Annotated in this window: 15 protein-coding genes; 6 read left to right on the top strand and 9 right to left on the bottom strand. The window is 67.5% G+C overall.

Going from position 1 to position 18,819, the window contains the following annotated elements:
- The first annotated feature begins 50 nt into the window (after positions 1–50).
- Entirely contained in the window at positions 51–935 is an 885-nt protein-coding gene (locus ACF8O7_RS08205) for a LysR family transcriptional regulator (RefSeq protein ID WP_017406361.1), read from the top strand.
- On the opposite strand, the gene ACF8O7_RS08200 is transcribed toward ACF8O7_RS08205, so the two are convergent.
- Genes ACF8O7_RS08200 through ACF8O7_RS08190 form a run of 3 tightly spaced genes read right to left on the bottom strand, consistent with a single transcriptional unit; the run spans position 932 to position 6,324 of the window.
- Positions 932–1,174 (bottom strand): formate dehydrogenase subunit delta, encoded by a 243-nt coding sequence (locus tag ACF8O7_RS08200; protein ID WP_126312543.1) that lies wholly within the window; start codon positions 1,172–1,174, stop codon positions 932–934. The two genes, ACF8O7_RS08205 and ACF8O7_RS08200, sit on opposite strands and share 4 nt — an antisense overlap.
- Positions 1,174–4,119, bottom strand: a complete 2,946-nt coding sequence (gene fdhF / locus ACF8O7_RS08195) for a formate dehydrogenase subunit alpha (RefSeq protein ID WP_392443043.1) — start codon at positions 4,117–4,119, stop codon at positions 1,174–1,176. The genes ACF8O7_RS08200 and fdhF overlap by 1 nt, the downstream gene beginning before the upstream one ends.
- Before the next feature lie 12 nt (positions 4,120–4,131).
- Positions 4,132–6,324, bottom strand: a complete 2,193-nt coding sequence (locus ACF8O7_RS08190; protein WP_392443040.1) for a formate dehydrogenase subunit gamma — start codon at positions 6,322–6,324, stop codon at positions 4,132–4,134.
- Between the two features lie 299 nt (positions 6,325–6,623).
- On the opposite strand from ACF8O7_RS08190, the gene ACF8O7_RS08185 reads away from it, so the two are divergent.
- Positions 6,624–7,067: a MarR family winged helix-turn-helix transcriptional regulator gene (locus ACF8O7_RS08185; RefSeq protein ID WP_016449026.1), complete on the top strand. Its 444-nt coding sequence runs from the start codon at positions 6,624–6,626 to the stop codon at positions 7,065–7,067.
- A gap of 61 nt (positions 7,068–7,128) precedes the next feature.
- On the opposite strand, the gene ACF8O7_RS08180 is transcribed toward ACF8O7_RS08185, so the two are convergent.
- The 6 genes from ACF8O7_RS08180 to ACF8O7_RS08155 all read right to left on the bottom strand — a co-directional run bounded on the left by ACF8O7_RS08180 (position 7,129) and on the right by ACF8O7_RS08155 (position 14,945).
- Positions 7,129–7,563 (bottom strand): hypothetical protein, encoded by a 435-nt coding sequence (locus ACF8O7_RS08180; protein WP_074923077.1) that lies wholly within the window; start codon positions 7,561–7,563, stop codon positions 7,129–7,131.
- Positions 7,564–7,568: 5 nt separating this feature from the next.
- A complete protein-coding gene (locus ACF8O7_RS08175; RefSeq protein ID WP_043790601.1) occupies positions 7,569–8,201 on the bottom strand; it encodes a peptidoglycan recognition family protein in 633 nt (210 codons plus the stop codon).
- A gap of 245 nt (positions 8,202–8,446) precedes the next feature.
- On the bottom strand, positions 8,447–9,763 hold the full coding sequence (locus ACF8O7_RS08170; protein WP_026062635.1) for an MFS transporter: 1,317 nt from the start codon (positions 9,761–9,763) through the stop codon (positions 8,447–8,449).
- A gap of 353 nt (positions 9,764–10,116) precedes the next feature.
- Positions 10,117–13,125, bottom strand: a complete 3,009-nt coding sequence (locus ACF8O7_RS08165) for a c-type cytochrome (protein ID WP_392443037.1) — start codon at positions 13,123–13,125, stop codon at positions 10,117–10,119.
- Positions 13,122–13,679: a (2Fe-2S)-binding protein gene (locus tag ACF8O7_RS08160; protein WP_016454170.1), complete on the bottom strand. Its 558-nt coding sequence runs from the start codon at positions 13,677–13,679 to the stop codon at positions 13,122–13,124. Before ACF8O7_RS08160 ends, ACF8O7_RS08165 begins: the two co-directional genes overlap by 4 nt.
- A 108-nt stretch (positions 13,680–13,787) precedes the next feature.
- A complete protein-coding gene (locus ACF8O7_RS08155; RefSeq protein WP_016449030.1) occupies positions 13,788–14,945 on the bottom strand; it encodes an FAD-dependent monooxygenase in 1,158 nt (385 codons plus the stop codon).
- A gap of 323 nt (positions 14,946–15,268) precedes the next feature.
- On the opposite strand from ACF8O7_RS08155, the gene ACF8O7_RS08150 reads away from it, so the two are divergent.
- From ACF8O7_RS08150 to ACF8O7_RS08135, 4 genes are read left to right on the top strand one after another with little or no spacing between them, the layout of a single operon-like run.
- Positions 15,269–16,057 (top strand): Asp/Glu racemase, encoded by a 789-nt coding sequence (locus ACF8O7_RS08150; RefSeq protein ID WP_043824574.1) that lies wholly within the window; start codon positions 15,269–15,271, stop codon positions 16,055–16,057.
- 11 nt (positions 16,058–16,068) lie between these two features.
- The gene (locus ACF8O7_RS08145) at positions 16,069–16,914 is read left to right on the top strand and encodes an alpha/beta fold hydrolase (RefSeq protein ID WP_074923075.1); all 846 of its coding nucleotides are present in this window, start codon (positions 16,069–16,071) and stop codon (positions 16,912–16,914) included.
- 50 nt (positions 16,915–16,964) lie between these two features.
- Positions 16,965–18,050 carry a peptidase M29 gene (locus ACF8O7_RS08140; protein WP_017406171.1) on the top strand — a complete coding sequence of 362 codons (1,086 nt, stop codon included), beginning with the start codon at positions 16,965–16,967 and terminating at the stop codon, positions 18,048–18,050.
- Positions 18,047–18,724: an N-carbamoylsarcosine amidohydrolase gene (locus ACF8O7_RS08135; RefSeq protein WP_016454168.1), complete on the top strand. Its 678-nt coding sequence runs from the start codon at positions 18,047–18,049 to the stop codon at positions 18,722–18,724. Before ACF8O7_RS08140 ends, ACF8O7_RS08135 begins: the two co-directional genes overlap by 4 nt.
- The last annotated feature ends 95 nt before the right edge of the window (positions 18,725–18,819 follow it).

The following is an 18,819-nucleotide window of genomic DNA, read 5'->3' as shown; positions in this document are numbered from 1 at the left end:
CGATTCATAGACAAATGAGCGAATGCTCATGACCTGGACAACGTGATCCCATGACCTTCACCCAGCTCGAAGTGTTCGCGGCGCTGGCCCGCGCCGGCAGTTTCTCGCGCGCGGCCGCGCTGCTGGGCATTACCCAGAGCGCCGTCAGCCATGCCCTGCGCGCGCTGGAAGGCGAGCTGCAGGTTCAGCTGGTGCGGCGCGAAGGCCCCCACTCCCCGCTGACCGACGCAGGCACGCGGCTGCTGCAGCGCGCCAACGACATCCTCCAGCAAAAGGAGGCCTTGCGGCAGGAGGCCGATGCCGAGCGCGGCATGGCGCGCGGCACGCTGCGCGTGGCCTCGTTCGGCGCCACCTCTTCGCTGCGGCTGCTGCCCCCGCTGATCACCGAGTACCGGCGCCGCCAGCCCGCCGTGCTGGTGCAGATCGACGAGCAAAACGACGACACCGTGGTCAAGTGGCTGCTGGAGCGGCGCGTGGAGATCGGCTTCGTCGTGCTGCCCGACGAGCGCTTCGAGACCGTGCCCCTGGTGGAAGACGAACTGGTGGCGCTGCTGCCCGCCGCGCACCGGCTGGCGGCCCAGCGCAGCATCCGCGCCGCCGACCTGCAGGGCGAGGCCTTTGTGCGCACCTCGGCCGGGTCGGGCGCGCACATCGACCGCTTCCTGGCCGAGGCCGGCGCCCAGCCTGCGGCCATCTACCACTTCGAGCAGATGTCCTCCATGCAGGGCTTCGTGGCCCAGGGCCACGCCATCGCCATTGCCGCACGCCTGGCCGTGCCCGAGCAGGCGCCCGAAGGCATGGTCTACCGCAGCCTCTCGCCCCGCCAGCGCCGCGTCACCGGGCTGGCCGTGCGCAGCATGGAACGCCTGTCGCCGGCCGCTGCCGGCTTTGTGGAGCTGGCGCGGGAGATGGCGAAGAAGAAGCAGTTTGGCTAAGCCTGCGCCGCCGACGGCAAGGTCAGCGGATGCAGCACCAGCGCCTCACGCACGATGGGCTTGAGCGCCTGGGCCTCGTCGGGACTGGCCAGCACGCGGGCCAGTTCGGCGCGCATGCGGGGCTCCCAGAATTTGCGGATGTGTTCGGCGATGCCCTGCAGGGCATCGTCACGCTCGGGCATGGCCTCGAAGAACTCGCCGATGCGGTTGGCCATGCGGACCAGGTTGGCGCTGTCCATCACTTGCCTCCCGCCACGGCCATGCTGCCTGCCTGCGCGGCCTGCGCGGCTTGCAACAGGCCGATCTGCTCTTCATGCATGCGCGCAAAGCCGCGCTGCCAGTCGGACGGCTGGGCGTGCTGGGGGACGGGCAGCACCTGCACGGCCGTGACCTTGTATTCGGGGCAGTTGGTGGCCCAGTCCGAGCTGTCGGTGGTGATGACGTTGGCGCCCGATTCGGGAAAGTGGAAGGTGGTGTAGACCACGCCGGGCTGTATGCGCTCGGTGACGGTGGCGCGCAGCACGGTCTCGCCCGCGCGGCTGGCGATGCCGACCCAGTCTCCGTCGCGTATGCCGCGGTCCTCGGCGTCATGCGGATGGATTTCCAGCCGATCCTCGCTGTGCCAGTGACTGTTGTGCGTGCGCCGGGTCTGGGCGCCCACGTTGTACTGCGACAGGATGCGGCCCGTGGTCAGCAGCAGCGGAAAGCGCTGGGTGACCTTCTCTTCGGTGGCCACGTACTGGGTGATGATGAAGCGGCCCTTGCCGCGCACGAAGCGGTCCCTGTGCATGATGGAAGTGCCGGCCTCTTCGGTGCTGTCATTGCAGGGCCATTGCACGCTGCCCAGCCGGTCGATCTTGTCGTAGTTCACGCCCGCGAAGCTGGGCGTGAGCGCGGCGATCTCGGCCATGATTTCGCTCGGGTGCGTGTAGTGCATGGCGTAGCCCAGCGCATTGGCCAGCAGCTGGGTGACCTCCCAATCGGCATAGCCGGCCAGCGGCGCCATGACCTTGCGCACGCGCGAGATGCGGCGCTCGGCATTGGTGAAGGTGCCGTCCTTCTCGAGGAAGGAGGCGCCCGGCAGGAAGACATGGGCGTACTTGGCGGTTTCGTTGAGGAAGATGTCCTGCACCACCACGCATTCCATGGCCGAGAGCGCGGCCGTCACATGCTGGGTGTTGGGGTCGGACTGCACGATGTCCTCGCCCTCGCAGTACAGGCCCATGAAGCTGCCGGCCAGGGCCGCCTCGAACATGTTGGGAATGCGCAGCCCGGGCTCGGGGCTGAGCGCCACGCCCCAGGCCCCCTCGAACTCGGCGCGCACCGTGCTGTCCGAGATGTGGCGGTAGCCGGGCAGCTCATGCGGGAAGGAGCCCATGTCGCAGGAGCCCTGCACGTTGTTCTGGCCGCGCAGCGGGTTCACGCCCACGCCCTCGCGGCCCACGTTGCCCGTGGCCATGGCCAGGTTGGCAATGCCCATGACCATGGTCGAGCCCTGCGCATGCTCGGTCACGCCCAGGCCGTAGTAGATGGCCGCGTTGACGGGGCGGCCCGCTGGGTGGTCCTCGGCGCCCAGCGCATACAGGCGCGCGGCGCCGCGCACGAGTTCGGGAGCGACCCCGGTGACCTCGGCCATGGCCTCGGGCGAGTTCTCGGGCCGGGCCACGAATTCCTTCCACTGCGCGAAGGACTTGGCATCGCAGCGCTCGGCGATGTAGTCCTCGGCCAGCCAGCCTTCGGTGACGATGACATGGGCCAGCGAGGTGATCATGGCCACGTTGGTGCCGGGCCGCAGTTGCAGGTGGTAGTCGGCGCGGATGTGGGGCGACTTGACGAGCTCGATCTCGCGCGGGTCGATGACGATGAGCTTGGCGCCCACACGCCGGCCGTCGCCGCGCAGGCGCTTTTTCATGCGCGAGCCGAACACCGGGTGCGCGGCCGTGGGATTGGCGCCGATGACCATGACCACGTCCGTGTGCTCGATGGACTTGAAGGTCTGCGTGCCGGCCGAGGTGCCATAGGTCTGGCCCAGGCCATAGCCCGTGGGCGAGTGGCACACGCGCGCGCAGGTATCGACGTTGTTGTTGCCGAAGGCCGTGCGCACCAGCTTTTGCACCAGGTAGGCCTCTTCGTTGGTGCAGCGCGAGGAGGTGATGCCGCCAATGGAATCCTTGCCGTGCTTGGCCTGGATGCGGCGGAACTCGCGGGCCGTGTGGGCAATGGCCTCTTCCCAGCTCACTTCGCGCCAGGGGTCGGTGATCTTCGCGCGGACCATGGGCCGGGTGATGCGGTCCTTGTGCGTGGCATAGCCCCAGGCAAAGCGGCCCTTGACGCAGGCATGGCCCTCGTTGGCCTGGCCGTCCTTCCAGGGCACCATGCGCACGACCTGCTCGCCCTTCATCTCGGCCTTGAAGCCGCAGCCCACGCCGCAGTAGGCGCAGGTGGTGATGGCGCTGTGCCCGGCCTGGCCCAGCTCGGTCACGGTCTTTTCCTGCAGCGTGGCCGTGGGGCAGGCCTGCACGCAGGCGCCGCAGCTGACGCAGTCGCTGTCCATGAAGCTGCCGCCCTGCCCCGCCGTGACGCGCGAGTCGAACCCCCGGCCCGAGATGGTCAGTGCAAAGGTGCCCTGCGTCTCCTCGCAGGCGCGCACGCAGCGGTTGCAGACGATGCACTTGCTGGGGTCGTAGCTGAAGTACGGGTTGGAGTCATCGACCTCGGCGCGCGCCTGGCCCTTGAAATGGTTGGCGCCGTCGAAGCCGTAGCGCACCTCGCGCAGGCCCACGGTGCCGGCCATGTCCTGCAGTTCGCAGTCGCCGTTGGCGCTGCAGGTCAGGCAGTCCAGCGGATGGTCGGAGATGTACAGCTCCATCACGCCGCGGCGCAGCTCCTGCAGCTGCGGGCTTTGCGTGCGCACCTTCATGCCCGGCTCGGCCGGCGTGGTGCACGAGGCCGGAAAGCCCTTGCGGCCTTCGATCTGCACCAGGCACAGGCGGCAGGAGCCGAAGGGCTCCAGGCTGTCGGTGGCGCACAGCTTGGGCACGCTGACGCCGCCTTCCATGGCAGCGCGCATCAGCGAGGTGCCCTCGGGAACGCAGACCTCGCGTCCGTCGATCTCCAGGGTGATCAGGCGTTCGGACGGGCTGGCGGGTGTGCCCCAGTCGGCTTGCTTCAAATGGTCGAGCATGGTGTTCTCCGTTCAGGCAGCCGCTGCGGCCGTGGTGGACTCGATGCCGAAGTCCTGGGGGTAGTGGGTCAGAGCCGAGCGCACGGGATACGGCGTCATCCCGCCCATGGCGCACATGGAGCCGTGCTGCATGGTGTCGCACAGGTTCTCCAGCAGGGCCACCTGGCTGGCGTGGGCGGCAGGGTCGCCGCCGGCACGCACGATGCGGTCGATGACCTCCACGCCGCGCGTGGAGCCGATGCGGCAGGGCGTGCACTTGCCGCAGGACTCGATGGCGCAGAACTCCATGGCGTAGCGCGCCAGCTGCGCCATGTCGGCCGTGTCGTCATGCACGACGATGCCGCCGTGCCCCACCACGTTGCCCTTGGCGGCATAGGCCTCGTAGTCCAGCGGCGCATCCCAGTCGGCCGGCGCCACATAGCTGCCCAGCGGGCCGCCCACCTGCACGGCCTTGACGGTGCGGCCGGTGGCCGTGCCGCCGCCGAAGTCTTCCACCAGCTCGCGCAGGCTCAGGCCGAAGGCCTTTTCCACCAGGCCGCCGCGCGCGATGTTGCCGGCCAGCTGGAACGGCAGCGTGCCGCGCGAGCGGCCCATGCCGAAGCCCTGGTAGAAGGCCGCGCCGCGCGCCAGGATCAGCGGCACCGTGGCCAGCGTGATCACGTTGTTGATCACCGTGGGCCGGCCCCACAGCCCCGCTATGGCCGGCAGCGGCGGCTTGGCGCGCACAATGCCGCGCCGCCCCTCGATGCTCTCCAGCATGGCCGTTTCCTCGCCGCAGACATAGCTGCCCGCGCCCTTGCGCACCTCCATGTGGAAGGCCCGCCCGCTGCCGGCCACGTTGCGGCCCAGCCAGCCTGCGGCCTCGGCACGCGCAATGGCTTCGCGCAGGGTGGCGATGGCATGCGGATACTCGCTGCGCACATAGACCAGGCCCTGCGTGGCGCCCACGGCCAGGCCAGCGATGGCCATGCCTTCGATCAGCGTGTAGGGATCGCCCTCCATCAGCAGCCGGTCGGCGAAGGTGCCCGAGTCGCCCTCGTCGGCGTTGCAGGCAATGTACTTTTGCGGCCCCGCTGCGGCGGCCACGGTCTTCCACTTGATGCCGGCCGGAAACGCCGCACCGCCACGGCCGCGCAGGCCCGAATCCAGCACCTCCTGCACGATGGCCGCGGGCTCCATGCGCGCCGCGCGCTCCAGCCCCTGCCAGCCGCCATGGGCTGCGTAGTCGGACAGGTCCAGCGGGTCGATGACGCCCACGCGCGCAAAGGTCAGGCGCTCCTGGCGCGCCAGGTAGGCAATGGCCTCGGTCAGTCCATGGCACAGCGCATGGCTGCCGCCCTGCAGCATTCCGGCATCGATCAGGCCCGGCACCGCATCGGCCGTGACCGGGCCGTAGGCCACGCGGCCTTCGGGCGTCTCGACCTCCACCAGGGTTTCCAGCCACAGCAGGCCGCGCGAGCCGTTGCGCACGATCTGCACCTGAAGGCCGCGCGCCGCGCACTCGCGCTGCAGGGCACCGGCCACGGCGTCAGCGCCCACGGCCAGCGCGGCGGCATCGCGGGGCACATAGACGCGCACGCCGGGGCCTGCCCCTGCTCCTGCCTCTGCCCCTGCCCCTGCATGCGCAGGCTGGGCCACCGGCTCGCCGGCCTGCTCCGGCTGGCGGCATTGCGCGATGAGTGCATCCAGGCCGTTGGCCGTGACATGCGCATGGGGCTGACCATCGAGCATCACGGCAGGCGATGACGCGCACAGGCCCAGGCAGTAGACCGGCTCCAGCGTGACGGCGCCATCGGCACTGGTTCCATGCCCATGCCCGTGCCCACTCGATCCGCAGCCCAGCGCCTGGCCTGCGTGGGCCAGCAGCGCGTCCGCACCGCGCGACTGGCAGGCCTCGGCGCGGCAGACCTGCAGCACATGGCGGCCCGCTGGCGTGCTGCGGAAATGGGGGTAGTAGGAGATGACGCCATGCACCTCGGCACGCGAGAGGTTCAGCGCATCGGCGATGCGCGGCACGGCGGCTTCGGGGATATGGCCCAGCATGTCCTGCACGGCGTGCAGCAACTCGATCAGGGGGCCGGGGCGCAGGGCGTGGACGGCAATGGCGTGCTCGACGGCCTCGCGCTCATGGGCGCCGAGTGCGCTGCCGGCAACAGCGGCATTGAGGACGGCAATGGGAATGATCTTCCCTTGTGTGGCTGGCATGGGTGTCCCTGCTGGCTTTCGTTGTGGGGAGCGGCGCGGTCCGGTCCGCTGGCGCTTTGTCTCTGATGCCCATTTCAAGCCTTGCCGGGCAAGCCGTCAAATTCAAACGGATGATTGCGCCATTCAATCGGCAAATGAGCCGCCGGGCAGTGCTGCGCCTGCTGCCCGGGCCTTGCGGATGCCGCAGCCAGCGCGGGTTTGCGCCACTTGGCAAATGCGCCCGGCTTGTCGCAAATCACACGGTATTTGGTGTGAATTTTGATAAGCTCACGCGCACCATGAACCACCCGCCATCAGCCATGACGCCACAGGATGGCTATCATTTTTCAGACCAGATCGGCCACCTGCTGCGGCGTGTCTATCAGCGCCACACTGCACTCTTCCAGCAATACATTCCCGACTCGCAGCTCACCGCTGCGCAATTCGTGGTGCTGTGCTCCGTGCGCGACAACAGCGGCAGCTCGCTGGCCGACATCGTCAAGGCCACCGTGATCGACCAGGCCACCATCCGCGGCGTGGTGGACCGGCTCAAGCAGCGCGAACTGGTGCAGGTGGACCATGACCGCATCGACCGCCGCAAGGTCGTCATCAACCTCACCGAGGCCGGCCAGGACCTGGTGCGCGACATGGAGCCCTTCGCCAAGCAGATCACCGAAAGCACCTACGGCAAGCTCAATCCGGCCGAGCGCCTGGCGCTGGATTTTTTGCTCAAGAAGATGCTGGAAGGTGGCGAGGCGGATTGAAGAGCCCCTGTTTTCATGAGGATGGCTGCCAGGCGATCTCAAAGGGCTTGGGCCCTCGCCGTCAAAGCCCCATCAACCCAGGCAGTGCCTTTGCGCACGACCTGTAGCAAAGAAAAAACAGATTCTCACGCCCATCTTCCGGATAGAGATACCCGGCGCCTGCTGCATTGATGCTCCACCCATAGACCACGCCATTGCGCCGCAGCTTCCCACTGAAGGCGCAAGGCAGAATGATCGATTCATAGTGGAAGGTGGAGAAGGAAACCTCGGTTGCCGTGGAGAAATAACGGATGACATCCTTGGGCCGCAGCGTAATTTTCTCGCAGCCCATTGTTTGCCCTTCTCCAATGGATCGCTGAATTCCACCGATCAGCGTCACAGAATTCTTCTGCCTTGATGCAGCACCGAAAGAGACGATCAACATGAGAAGCCCCAGAGCAACAATGAGCACTCTGATTGATTTCATTTTCATCCGTCGGCTATTTTTCAAGAACATATGAATCAGGCTCCACTGAATATATAGCGCAGCAACTGGCTTCCTTCTGCGGGCTGCTTTCTTGCAATGGCTCCGTGGGCGTAGACATCGCTCAGAATCCTCAACCCATAGATACCCACCAGCAGGCGTACCAGCCATTGCGTCTGGTACAACTGCGCCTGTGTCGGCACTTCGTAGTCCTGGGTATGGCGCTGAAACATGCCTACCACCTCAATCCCAAGCGACTCTGCATTGACAGGATACCTCAAAGGGTAGGGCTTTTGCTTTTCATGCTCCGAGACCTTCCTCACTCTTTGCCCGAATCCCATCCCCTTTTGATGCAGCAGGGCATTGATATTCTCAAAATCGGCAGTTTCGCAATTGCTTTCGTTGAGGCAGCGAACCTGCAATATTCCCACATGCCAGCAAACTCTCTTCAGATTGGCTGTCTGATGGATTTTTCCATCTTTCCCCACCAGAAAATGGGCTCCCGTCTTCTGGCCGGCCTTGTAGCTGTTCAACACACTGGCTGCCGTTGGTGAATTCGTCCTGTGAAGCACAATGGAATTCACCTTCAGCAAATCGCCATGCTGTATGGAAGGAAATATTTTCACCTCGACATTTCTATCGACAAGAAGTCCGTTCTCAATAACTTTCATGCATCCCTCCGAGTTTTCTGGCCCATGGCAAGGTCTCCAGCAATTCAAGCCGAATGACAGACAAGCATGGGATTTACAGAGCGGGCTTGGCGATTTTGACGTGATTGCCGGCCTCGATCCGGCTCATACCATAGAGGATAGAAACAGCCGCGTCTCTAGGAATGATCTGAATCTGGATTGGAATATTTGCCATGAAAAAAGGCCTGCTTGCGCAGGCCTTTTCCATTCGAAGTTCTTTCTCGGCGTCAATCCAGCGCCCGGTTGCGCGATTCCACATCCACGGCCCAGATCGACAGGGCGCCGCCCACCAGCATGGCGGACAGCACGGCCAGCGCCAGGGTGAAGTGGGTGGCCATGATGGGCGCAATGATGGCCGGGGCGAACAGGCCGCCGAAGCGCGCCACGGCGCCGGCCATGCCCATGCCGCTGGCACGCAGGTCGGTGGGGTAGACCTCGGGGGTGAAGGCATACAGCGCGCCCCAGGTGCCCAGCAGCGAGAAGCTCATCAGCAGGGTGGAGCCGATGACCACGAAGGGCGACGAGCCCAGGCTGTAGAACATGCAGCCGACGGCGCTGAGCAGCAAAAAGCCGATCAGCGTGGGCTTGCGGCCCCAGCGTTCCACGCCATAGGCCGACAGCGCAAAGCCGGGCAGTTGCACCAGGGCCAGCACCACCAGGAAGACCTGGCCGCGCATGAAGGCGAAGCCCTCGCTGCTGAGCTTGACGGGCAGGTAGACGAAGACACCGTAGTAGGCGATGGAGATCAGCGCCCAGGCCAGGAACAGCGAGAGGCTGCGGCGGCGCAGGCCGCCGTTGAACAGCGCGAGGATGGACTTGCGCTCCTGCTTTTCAGGCTGCAGCGCGGGGATGTCCGCCGTGGTGCCGTTGACCTTGGCCACCCGCTGCAGCACCTTGCGCGCCTCTTCGGACTTGCCGTTGCGGTTGAGGAACATGGGCGACTCGGGGATGTAGAAGCGCAGCACCACGCCGATCAGCGCCGGCAGTCCGGTCACGAAGAAGATCACGCGCCAGGCATCGTCACCCCAGGACACGGCCACCAGCGCCAGGATGGCCAGGAAGATGGTGCCCACGGCCCAGAACGATTCCAGCAGCACCAGCCAGCGGCCGCGGCGGTCGCTGGGCAGGAACTCGGCCATCATGGTGTAGTCCACGGGCAGCGTGCCGCCCACGCCGATGCCGGTGATGAAGCGCAGCACCAGCAGCCAGGCGAACTCGGGCGCAAAGGCCGAGGCCACGCCCGCGAAGGCGTCGATCACCACGGCCATCATCAGCACCGGGCGGCGCCCGATGCGGTCGGCCAGGCGGCCGAAGACGAAGGCACCGATCAGCATGCCGATGAAGAAGAAGGTGCCGGTCTGCAGCGCCTCGGGCACGGTCTTGCCGAAGGTCTTGGCAATGGACGGCGCGCTGAAGCCGATGGACAGCACCTGCATGGCGTCGGCCAGCCAGACCAGCCCGAAGATGACGAACAGCCGATATTGGAACTTGCCGACACCCGCTGTCTGGATGCCTTTTTCCACCGAAATGTATGTAGATGACATGCAGGGACTCCTTTTCTAGCCATCGCAATTGTTGAATCTGTCTTTTCCCAGGCAAGGCCGTTCAGCTTGTGTTGCCGTCTCCTGCCGTGCCTTCCACCCTTCACACATCCGGAGCGAACCGCTCCCTCGGCGCCATCTCCATGGCCCGATGAAAAAATTCAGGATGTCGGTCTCTGCATCCGGGCGATGGGCGCATTGCGGACAGGCTGCACATCGACAGCGCCGTCCGTTGTTGCCCATCACCCGTCCCCAGCATCAGATGTCAGGACCCAGGCCCTGGAGAGATTCCAGGGCAAGGTGTCCATATCCGCGGCATCGCCCATGCCGCCGCCCATTGCTGCCCATTGCCGCCCTCAGTGCGCATGCGCCTGTGCCTGCATGCGCAGCCGGTTAATCGTCTTCGTGTCGTCTGGCCAAGCTTTTTCCTCCGGTGCAAATCGTTCGCGCAAATATCCGAGCAGGTCCGCGATCTGCCTGTCGTCCAGGCTGTCCCCGAAGCCGGGCATGTAGCCCAGCGCATCGTCGGCCGGCGCCTGTATGCCGTTCAGGATCACCTGGACCAGGTTGTCGGGGCTGGCCGCATGCAGGTTGGTGTTCAGGGCCAGCTGCGGCTTGACGCCGAACAATGTGGGACCGCTGCCCGCCTCATGGCAGACGGCGCAGGCGTTCTGGTAGATGCGCTCGCCATTGGCGTGGCGGTCCAGGGCCATGGCAGGTGGCGCCGCAGGCGCCGCCGCCTGCACGGCGGCCGGCGCCGGTGCCGGCATGGCCGGGGCGGCCTGGGCGGCCTGTGGTGCCTGTGGGGCCTGGCCCGGCAACTCCATCAGATAGGTGGCCATGGCGCGCACATCGGCTTCGGGCAACTGGGCCAGGCCGTGGATGACGGGCGCCATGGGGCCGGCCGCCACGCCGTGGCGGGCCGAGAAGCCGGTGCGCAGGTACTGGTATAGCTCTTCGCGGCTCCAGGGCAGCTTGCCGCCGGCCAGTTGATTGAGCGCGGGCGCCGTCCAGCCTTCGGCCTCGCCGCCGCCCAGGTAGTGGATGCCGGTCTTTTCGGCACCCAGCGCATTGCGCGGCGAGTGGCAGGCCGCGCAGTGGCCCGCGCCTTCGACCAGGTAGGCGCCCCGGTTCCATTCGGCGCTGCGCGCGGGGTCGGCCTTGAAGGGCGTGGCGTCGTGGAACAGCAGGTTCCAGCCCGCCATGGCCGGGCGCAGGTTGTAGGGGAAGGCCAGCTGCGTCTCGGGCGCCTTGGCCTTCACGGCAGGCTGGGACATCAGGTAGCCGTAGAGGGCCTGCAGGTCGCCATCGCTGAGCTTGGCGAAGGCCGTGTACGGGAAGGCCGGGTACAGCTGCCTGCCATCCTGGTGGATGCCGTGGCGCATGGCGCGCTCGAAGGCCGCGTAGGACCAGCGGCCGATGCCGGTTTCGTTGTCGGGTGTGATGTTGGTGGAGTAGATGGTGCCGAACGGCGTCTCCAGCCCGAAGCCGCCGGCATTGGCCGCGCCGCCCGGGGCCGTGTGGCAGACCACGCAGTCGCCCGCAGCCGCCACCAGGCGGCCGCGCTCCAGGGCCTGCGGCGAGTACAGGGAAACGTCGGGCCCGTCGGTCAGCGGCAGGGCCGGCTTCAGCGGCCAGGCCATGGCGGCCATGCCGGCAAGGCCTGCGGCGCCTGCGGCCAGCCAGCCCCAGCCACGGCCGGGCCGCGCCGCACCGGGCTTGCCGGCACCCTCGCCCGCCAGGGCCAGGCGCAGCTGCTCGGGCTGGAAGGGCACTTCGCGCAGGCGCACGCCTGTCGCATGGTGAATGGCGTTGGCAATGGCGGCGGCGGCGGGCAGCGTGGCCACGCCATCCAGCGCCAGATTGCCCTGGCGGATGACCGCGACATCGCCGGGCACATGTTGCGCCAGGTCGGAGCCGGGCTTGGCGATCACATCGAAAGAAGCAGCGGAGGCTGTGGCCCCTGCCCAGTCGTCAAAAGCGGGCGCCGTGCCCAGCAGCCGGCGCGCATCGGCCAGCAGTTGCGGGTCCTGCTGGACGATCTCGGGCCGCGTGCTGGCGGCCTGCGCCGCTTGCATGCTGCGGCTGTCATGGCCGGCCACGACGCGGGTCACTTCGATCTCGCCCGTTTGCGGGTGCACGGCCACCTCGGCCACCCAGGCGCTCCAGGCATGGAGGTCGGCGCCCTGCGCATCCAGGGTCTGCAGCTGGGCGGTGGCAAAGCCCCGGCCCAGCAGGCGGCCATCGGCACCCTGGTGGGACGGTGCCTGCTGCGATGCCTGCGCACGCTCGGCCACCTGCCGGGCCAGATCGCGCACCGGGCCTTCGGGCAGGTGCTGCAGCCGCCATTGCAGCGGGTCACGGCCCTGGTCCAGCGCCTGCTCATGCCAGTGGCTTTCGCGGGCAAAGACCTGGGCGGCATTCAGATCATCGACGCCGGCATGCCGCAGGCTGGCGGCCAGCCTGCGCTCTTGCACTTCGCCGGCATCGAGCACGGTGGCCAGGGCCGCGGCGCGCGCCAGCTCGGGCTGGCTCAACAGGCGCGCCATGCTGGGGCGCACGGCCCAGGGCGTGTCGGACAGCAGCAGGTCTGGCTGCGGCGATGCATTGCCCGGCTGAGGCTGCACCACCGTGTCGGCATCAAGCCCTTGCGAAGGCCGCGCATCCACGCGCAGCACCAGCTCCCGGCTGTCTGCGCTGCCCGCAGCAGTCCAGGCCTCGCAGGCCACGCTGACAGGCCGGCCCACGGCCTGGGACAGCAGGGCCGCATCGGCCGCTGCGTCCATGAGATCCAGCACATGCGGGGTGCCGGCCGCCGTGGCCGGCAGGCTGAACAGCCGCAGCGCGGACTCGGGGCATTGCAGCAATGCGGCCAGTTCGCGGCCGATCATCTGCCGCGCATCCGCGTCACAGGGCGGCAGCCAGACGCTGGCATGGCCGTCCAGGCACCACACGGCTGCGCGTGCGGCACCCTCGCAAGACACGGGCGCCGCCATGCGCCAGACATAGCGGCCGGCATCGGGCAGGTCGGCCTTGCCAGCCTTGTCGGCTCTGTCGGCTCTGTCGGCTCTGTCGGCAGCACGGGGCGCGCTGGCGGCCCTGGCTTCCTGCCGGTCATCCCAGGCAGGGGCCAGGCCGGCAGCGGCCTGCCGGGCATGGACAGGCGCCACGGCCACCACACCCAGAAAATGCCCGCGCTGCACCGCGGCCACCACGCCAGCCATGGCCTGGGCGTCCTGCAGCCGTGCATGCAGGGGCACGCTGCCCCGGTAGCGCAGACCGTCCCAGGCCGCGACGGGCGGGCGCAGCGCCAGGCCGTGCAGCAGGTCGGAAGGCAGGGCGGGTGTGTTGCCGGCCGGGCTCATGGCTGGACCTCGCCCGCGCTGGAAGATGGAAAACCGGGGGGCGCCTGCAGCGCGGCGCGTTGCGCACGCAGCTGCACGGCGCGCAGGGCGGCCTGCATGATTTCCACATGCGTGCCGCAGCGGCACAGGTTGTGGTGCAGCTCGTTGCGCAGCTCCTGCTCGGTGGGATTGGGGTTGCGGCGCAGCAGGGCCTCCACGGTCATGATCATGCCGTTGAGGCAGTAGCCGCACTGGGCCGCCTGGCAGTCGATGAAGGCCTGCTGCGTGGGGCCGGGGCACTGGCGCGAGCCCAGGCCTTCCAGCGTGGTGACCTCGCGGCCCACGGCCGCCCGCACGGGGATCACGCAGGAACGCGCGGCCACGCCATCGATCAGCACCGTGCAGGCGCCGCATTCGCCCAGGCCGCAGCCGTACTTGGGCCCGTTCAGCTCCAGGTCATTGCGCAGCACATGCAGCAGCGCCGTCCCGGGCGCTGCCGGCACCTCGCATGCGCGTGCATTGACCTGCAGGCGGATGGGGCTGGGTGTACTGCTTGGATGGACTGGGGTTCCCATGGGACGAGGCTCTTGCAACTTGGCTGCGGTTCAGGATGTCGGCGTTCTGCGGCCGGACAAGAGGGGGGGGATTCCCTCCCCTCCCCTCGTCCGGCAAGGCAGCGAGTATCAGGCCGCTGCCTTGACCTTGGGCTCGACCAGGGGCACGTTGAACACGTCGTAGCCGAAGCACCAGGACGGATCTTCGTTGGTGCGCAGCCAGGTGTTGTCGTGCGAGATGCGCTGCACCTTGCTGGCGCGCTCGGCACGGTTGGCTTCGTACAGGGCGAAGGCCAGCTCATGGTTGTGCGCGCCGACTTCCTTGAGGCAGCGCGCCAGCATGGCGCCGTCCTCGATGGCCATGGCGGCGCCCTGGGCCATGTGGGGCTTCATGGGGTGGCAGGCATCGCCCAGCAGCACCAGGCGGCCACGGCTCCACAGCGGCAGCGGATCGCGCTCGAGCAGCGACCACTTGGTCACTTCCACGGTGGCGTCGATCAGTGCCTGCACGGTGGGATGCCAGCCCGAGAAGGCCTCGCGCATCTCTTCCTTGCTGCTGGGCAGCCAGCGGTCGTTGAGGTCCCACTTCTCGACGGGCACGCCGGTCACGTAGTACAGCTCGTCGGCCTTGCCGGTGACGAAGTAGGTCATCATGTGGCGGTCATCGCTCCACCACTTCACGCAGGCGTCGAAGGGCAGCATGCCGGCCTTGACCTCGGGCGTGGGGAACACGGCGCGGTGGGCCAGGTAGCCCGCGTACTTGGGCAGCTCCGGGCCCAGCAGTTCCTCGCGGATGCGGGAGTTCACGCCATCGGCGCCGATGACGATGTCGGCCTCCTCGGTCGTGCCGTCGGCAAAGTGCATGACGACCACATTGCCGCGGTCCTCCACCTTGGTCAGGAACTTGCCGTAGGCCATCACGCTGTCGGGCAGGGCCTCGACCAGCAGCGCATGGAAGTCGCCACGGTGCACGGTCAGGTAGCTGGCGCCGTATTCCTTGACGGCGTAGTCGCCCAGCGGAATCTGGGCCAGCACGTCGCCCGTCTGCCAGTGGCGGCTGTACCAGTAGTCGGGATGCGAGCCCTGCTCGTTGAGCGCGTCCTCGATGCCGATGCGGCGCAGGATCTTCATCACATTGGGCCCGACGTGGATGCCGGCTCCCAGGCGCGAGAAGCTGGGCGCCTGCTCATAGACGCGGACATTGAAGCCTTCCTGGAGCAGCAGCTTGGCAGCTGCAGCCCCGCCGAGACCGGCGCCGACAACGGCGATTCGAGGGGATTGAGACACAGTTTTCTCCTTGCAGGAATGTTGAAAGCCAGACGGGGCAACCGTTGCTTCGGCGCGTCCTTGCAGGGTGTAGAGCAGGAAGCGTGCCAGGCAACAAAACACTTAATTCAGGTGTATGCGCTTGAATTTTTCAAATCGACGCATGCACCATAGGGCGGCAGAATAAATTGAAGTTCGCCATTTTTGGTGCAATTTCTGCACCAAATAAGTACAAACCCCGAGAAAATTCTCATTTGCAAGGCGGCACGTCTTTTGCAAGAATAAAGCGTACACACTCAGTTGATTCTGATCAGAAACCCTCGAAACTTCGCAAAGGCAAGTCCATGACCAAAACGTTCCGCATCGGCCAGATCGTCCCCAGCTCCAACACCACCATGGAGACCGAGGTGCCGGCCATGCTGCAGGCCCACTCCACGCTGCGCCCGCAGGACCGCTTCACCTTCCACTCCAGCCGCATGCGCATGAAGAAGGTCCAGAAGGAGGAACTGGCCGCCATGGACGCCGAAAGCGACCGCTGCGCGCTGGAGCTGAGCGACGCGCGCGTGGACGTGCTGGGCTATGCCTGCCTGGTGGCCATCATGGCCATGGGCAAGGGCTACCACCGCGTCTCGCAGCAGCGCCTGACCGAGCGCACGGCCAGCAATGGCGCCACCGCCCCGGTGATCACCAGCGCCGGCGCGCTGGTGGAAGCGCTCAAGGTCATGGGCGCCAAGAAGATCGCCCTGGTGGCGCCCTACATGATTCCGCTGACCCAGCTGGTCATGGACTACGTGGCCGCCGAAGGCTTCGAGATCGTGGACTGGCGCGCGCTGGAGATCCCCGACAACCTGGACGTGGGCCGCCACGACCCCGCCAAGCTGCCCGGCATCGTGGCCGGCATGAACTACGCCGACGCCGACGTGATCGTGCTGTCGGCCTGCGTGCAGATGCCCTCGCTGCCGGCCGTGGCCCAGGTCGAGGCCCAGACCGGCAAGCCCGTGCTGACCGCCTCCATCGCCACCACCTATGCCATCCTCAAGGAACTGGGGCTGGACCCCGTGGTGCCGGGCGCGGGTGCGCTGCTGTCGGGCGCCTACCCCTACGACACCGGCAACAGCGCAGCCAAGGCCTGAGGAACACACGCATGACCAGCACCTCCAGCACCCCCAGCACATTCCGCTACGGCGGCAACGTCCATGCCAACGGCATCCGCCAGCACTACCTGCGCTACGGCGGCGCCGAGGGCGAACGCGCGCAGCGCGACGCCGTCATCCTGATCCCCGGCATCACCAGCCCGGCCGTGACCTGGGGCTTCGTGGCCGAGCACCTGGGCCGCCAGTTCGACACCTATGTGCTGGACGTGCGCGGGCGCGGCCTGTCGTCCTCCGGCCCGGGCCTGGACTACAGCCTCGATGCCCAGGCCGCCGACGTGGCCGCCTTCGCCCAGGCCCTGGGCCTGCAGCGCTGGGCGCTGGTCGGCCACTCCATGGGCGGGCGCATCGCCGTGCGCGCCGCGCGCAGCCAGCCGGTGGGGCTCACGCGCCTGGTCATCGTCGATCCGCCGGTCTCCGGCCCCGGCCGCCGCGCCTACCCGGCCGCCCTGCCCTGGTATGTGGACTCCATCCGCCAGGCCACGCTGGGCATGGATGCCGAGGCCATGCGCGCCTTCTGCCCCACCTGGACCGAAGAGCAGCGCCAGCTGCGCGCCCAGTGGCTGCACACCTGCCACGAGCCGGCCATCGTGCAGAGCTTCGAGGACTTCGGCCGTGACGACATCCATGCCGACCTGCCCCGCATCCAGCACCCGCTGCTGCTGGTCACGGCCGAGCGCGGCGACGTGGTGCGCAGCGAGGACGTGGCCGAGTGGCAAGGCCTGGCACCCCAGACCGAGCATGTGCGCGTGCCCAACGCCGGCCACATGATCCCCTGGGACAACGAGGCCGGGTTCTACGTGGCCTTGGGCGATTTCCTCGGCGCGCGGGTGGACTGAATGTCCAACCGCAGCCCACTCCCATCCATCGCGACACCAAGGAGCCGACCATGTCCGTCAGCGATATCGATCTGATCCACGCCTGGAAGCAGGTGCTCACGCTGTCCCGGCTCGAAGCCGGCCAGACCGTCACCGTGCTCACGGGCGCCGACACGCACCCGCAGACGCTGCGCTGCGCCATTGCCGCTTCCAGCGAAATGGGGGCGCGCGTCAACCGCCTGGACCTGCCGCCCGTCAATGCCGAAAAATCACTGAGCCGCGACTCGCTGGCCTACCTGGGAACCACGCCACTGACCGGCAACCCCGCCGCCATCGCCGCGCTCAAGGCCAGCGACCTGGTGCTGGACCTGATGACGCTGCTGTTCTCGCCCGAGCAGCACGAGATCCTGCAGACCGGCACCAAGATCCTGCTGGCCGTGGAGCCGCCCGAGGTGCTGTGCCGCCTGGTGCCCACCGAGGGCGACCGCGCGCGCGTGCAGGCCGCATCCAAGCTGATCGAGGCGGCCGGGCAGATGCACATCACCTCGGCCGCGGGCACCGACCTGCGCTGCCGCCTGGGCAGCTTCCCGGCCATCTGCGAATACGGCTTCGTGGACCAGCCCGGCCGCTGGGACCACTGGCCCAGCGGCTTCGTGCTGACCTGGCCCGACGAGGGCGAGAGCAACGGCCGCGTGGTGCTGGACCGGGGCGACATCCTGCTGCCCATGAAGGACTACGTGACCGAGCCCATCGAACTCGTCATCGAAAAGGGCTACGTCACGCGCATCAGCGGCGGCCTGCAGGCCGACATCCTCAAGGAGTACATGGCCTCCTACGAGGACCCCGAGGCCTATGCCGTCTCCCACATCGGCTGGGGGCTGCAGCCGCGCGCCCACTGGTCCATGCTGGCCCACTACAACAAGGAAACCCACATCGGCATGGACGCCCGTGCCTTCGAGGGCAACTTCCTGTGGTCCATGGGCCCCAACAACGAGGCCGGGGGCAGCCGCACCACGGCCTGCCACATCGACATCCCCATGCGCCACTGCTCGGTGGCGCTGGACGGCAAGCCCACGGTCATCAACGGCGTGGTGCAGGACGAGGAAGGACTGGCGCGCGCCGCCAAAAGGTCCAAGCAAGGAAAGGACATCGCATGACAACCGCCACCACCAGCACGCAGAGCGTTCCCACCGAGGGCGTGCAGGGCGACATCTCTGCCTACGCACGCCAGGGCTTCGGCACACCGCTGCCGCTCAAGGCCCCGTTCGGCCTGCTCATCATCGACTTCGTCAACGGCTTTGCCGACCCGGCCGTCTTCGGCGGCGGCAACATCCCCGAAGCCATCGCGCAGACGCAGCACCTGCTGGCCCATGCGCGCGAGCGCGGCTGGCCCGTGGCGCACAGCCGCATCGTGTTCTCGGACGACGATGCCGACCACAACATCTTCTGCCTGAAGGTGCCCGGCATGCTGACCCTGAAGGAAGACAGCCCCAACAGCGCCATCGTGCCCCAGCTGGCCCCGGCCGCTGGCGAATACGTGGTGCGCAAGAGCACGCCCTCGGCCTTCTTCGGCACCATGCTCGCACCCTGGCTGGCCCAGCGCGGCGTGCAGACCCTGCTGGTGGCCGGCTGCGTGACCAGCGGCTGCGTGCGCGCCAGCGTGGTCGATGCCATGCAGTCGGGCTTTCGCCCGCTGGTGGTGGCCGACTGCTGCGGCGACCGCGCCCTGGGCCCGCACGAGGCCAACCTGTTCGACATGGCCCAGAAGTACGCGGCCGTGATGCCGCTGGGCCAGGCCATCGCCGACACCGACGCCCTCGCCGCAGGTTGATCCCACCGCGCCAACGCGCCTATGGGGCCGGCCCTGCGCAGCCGGCCCCGGAGTGCATAACATGCACAGGGCACGCCTGAAGGCGTGCCCGCGAA

This window comes from Delftia sp. WSY_16, from assembly GCF_043104415.1.
Lineage (GTDB): Bacteria > Pseudomonadota > Gammaproteobacteria > Burkholderiales > Burkholderiaceae_C > Comamonas > Comamonas tsuruhatensis.
The sequence above is the reverse complement of the archived record's forward strand: the minus strand, read 5'-3'. Positions and strand labels throughout refer to the sequence as shown.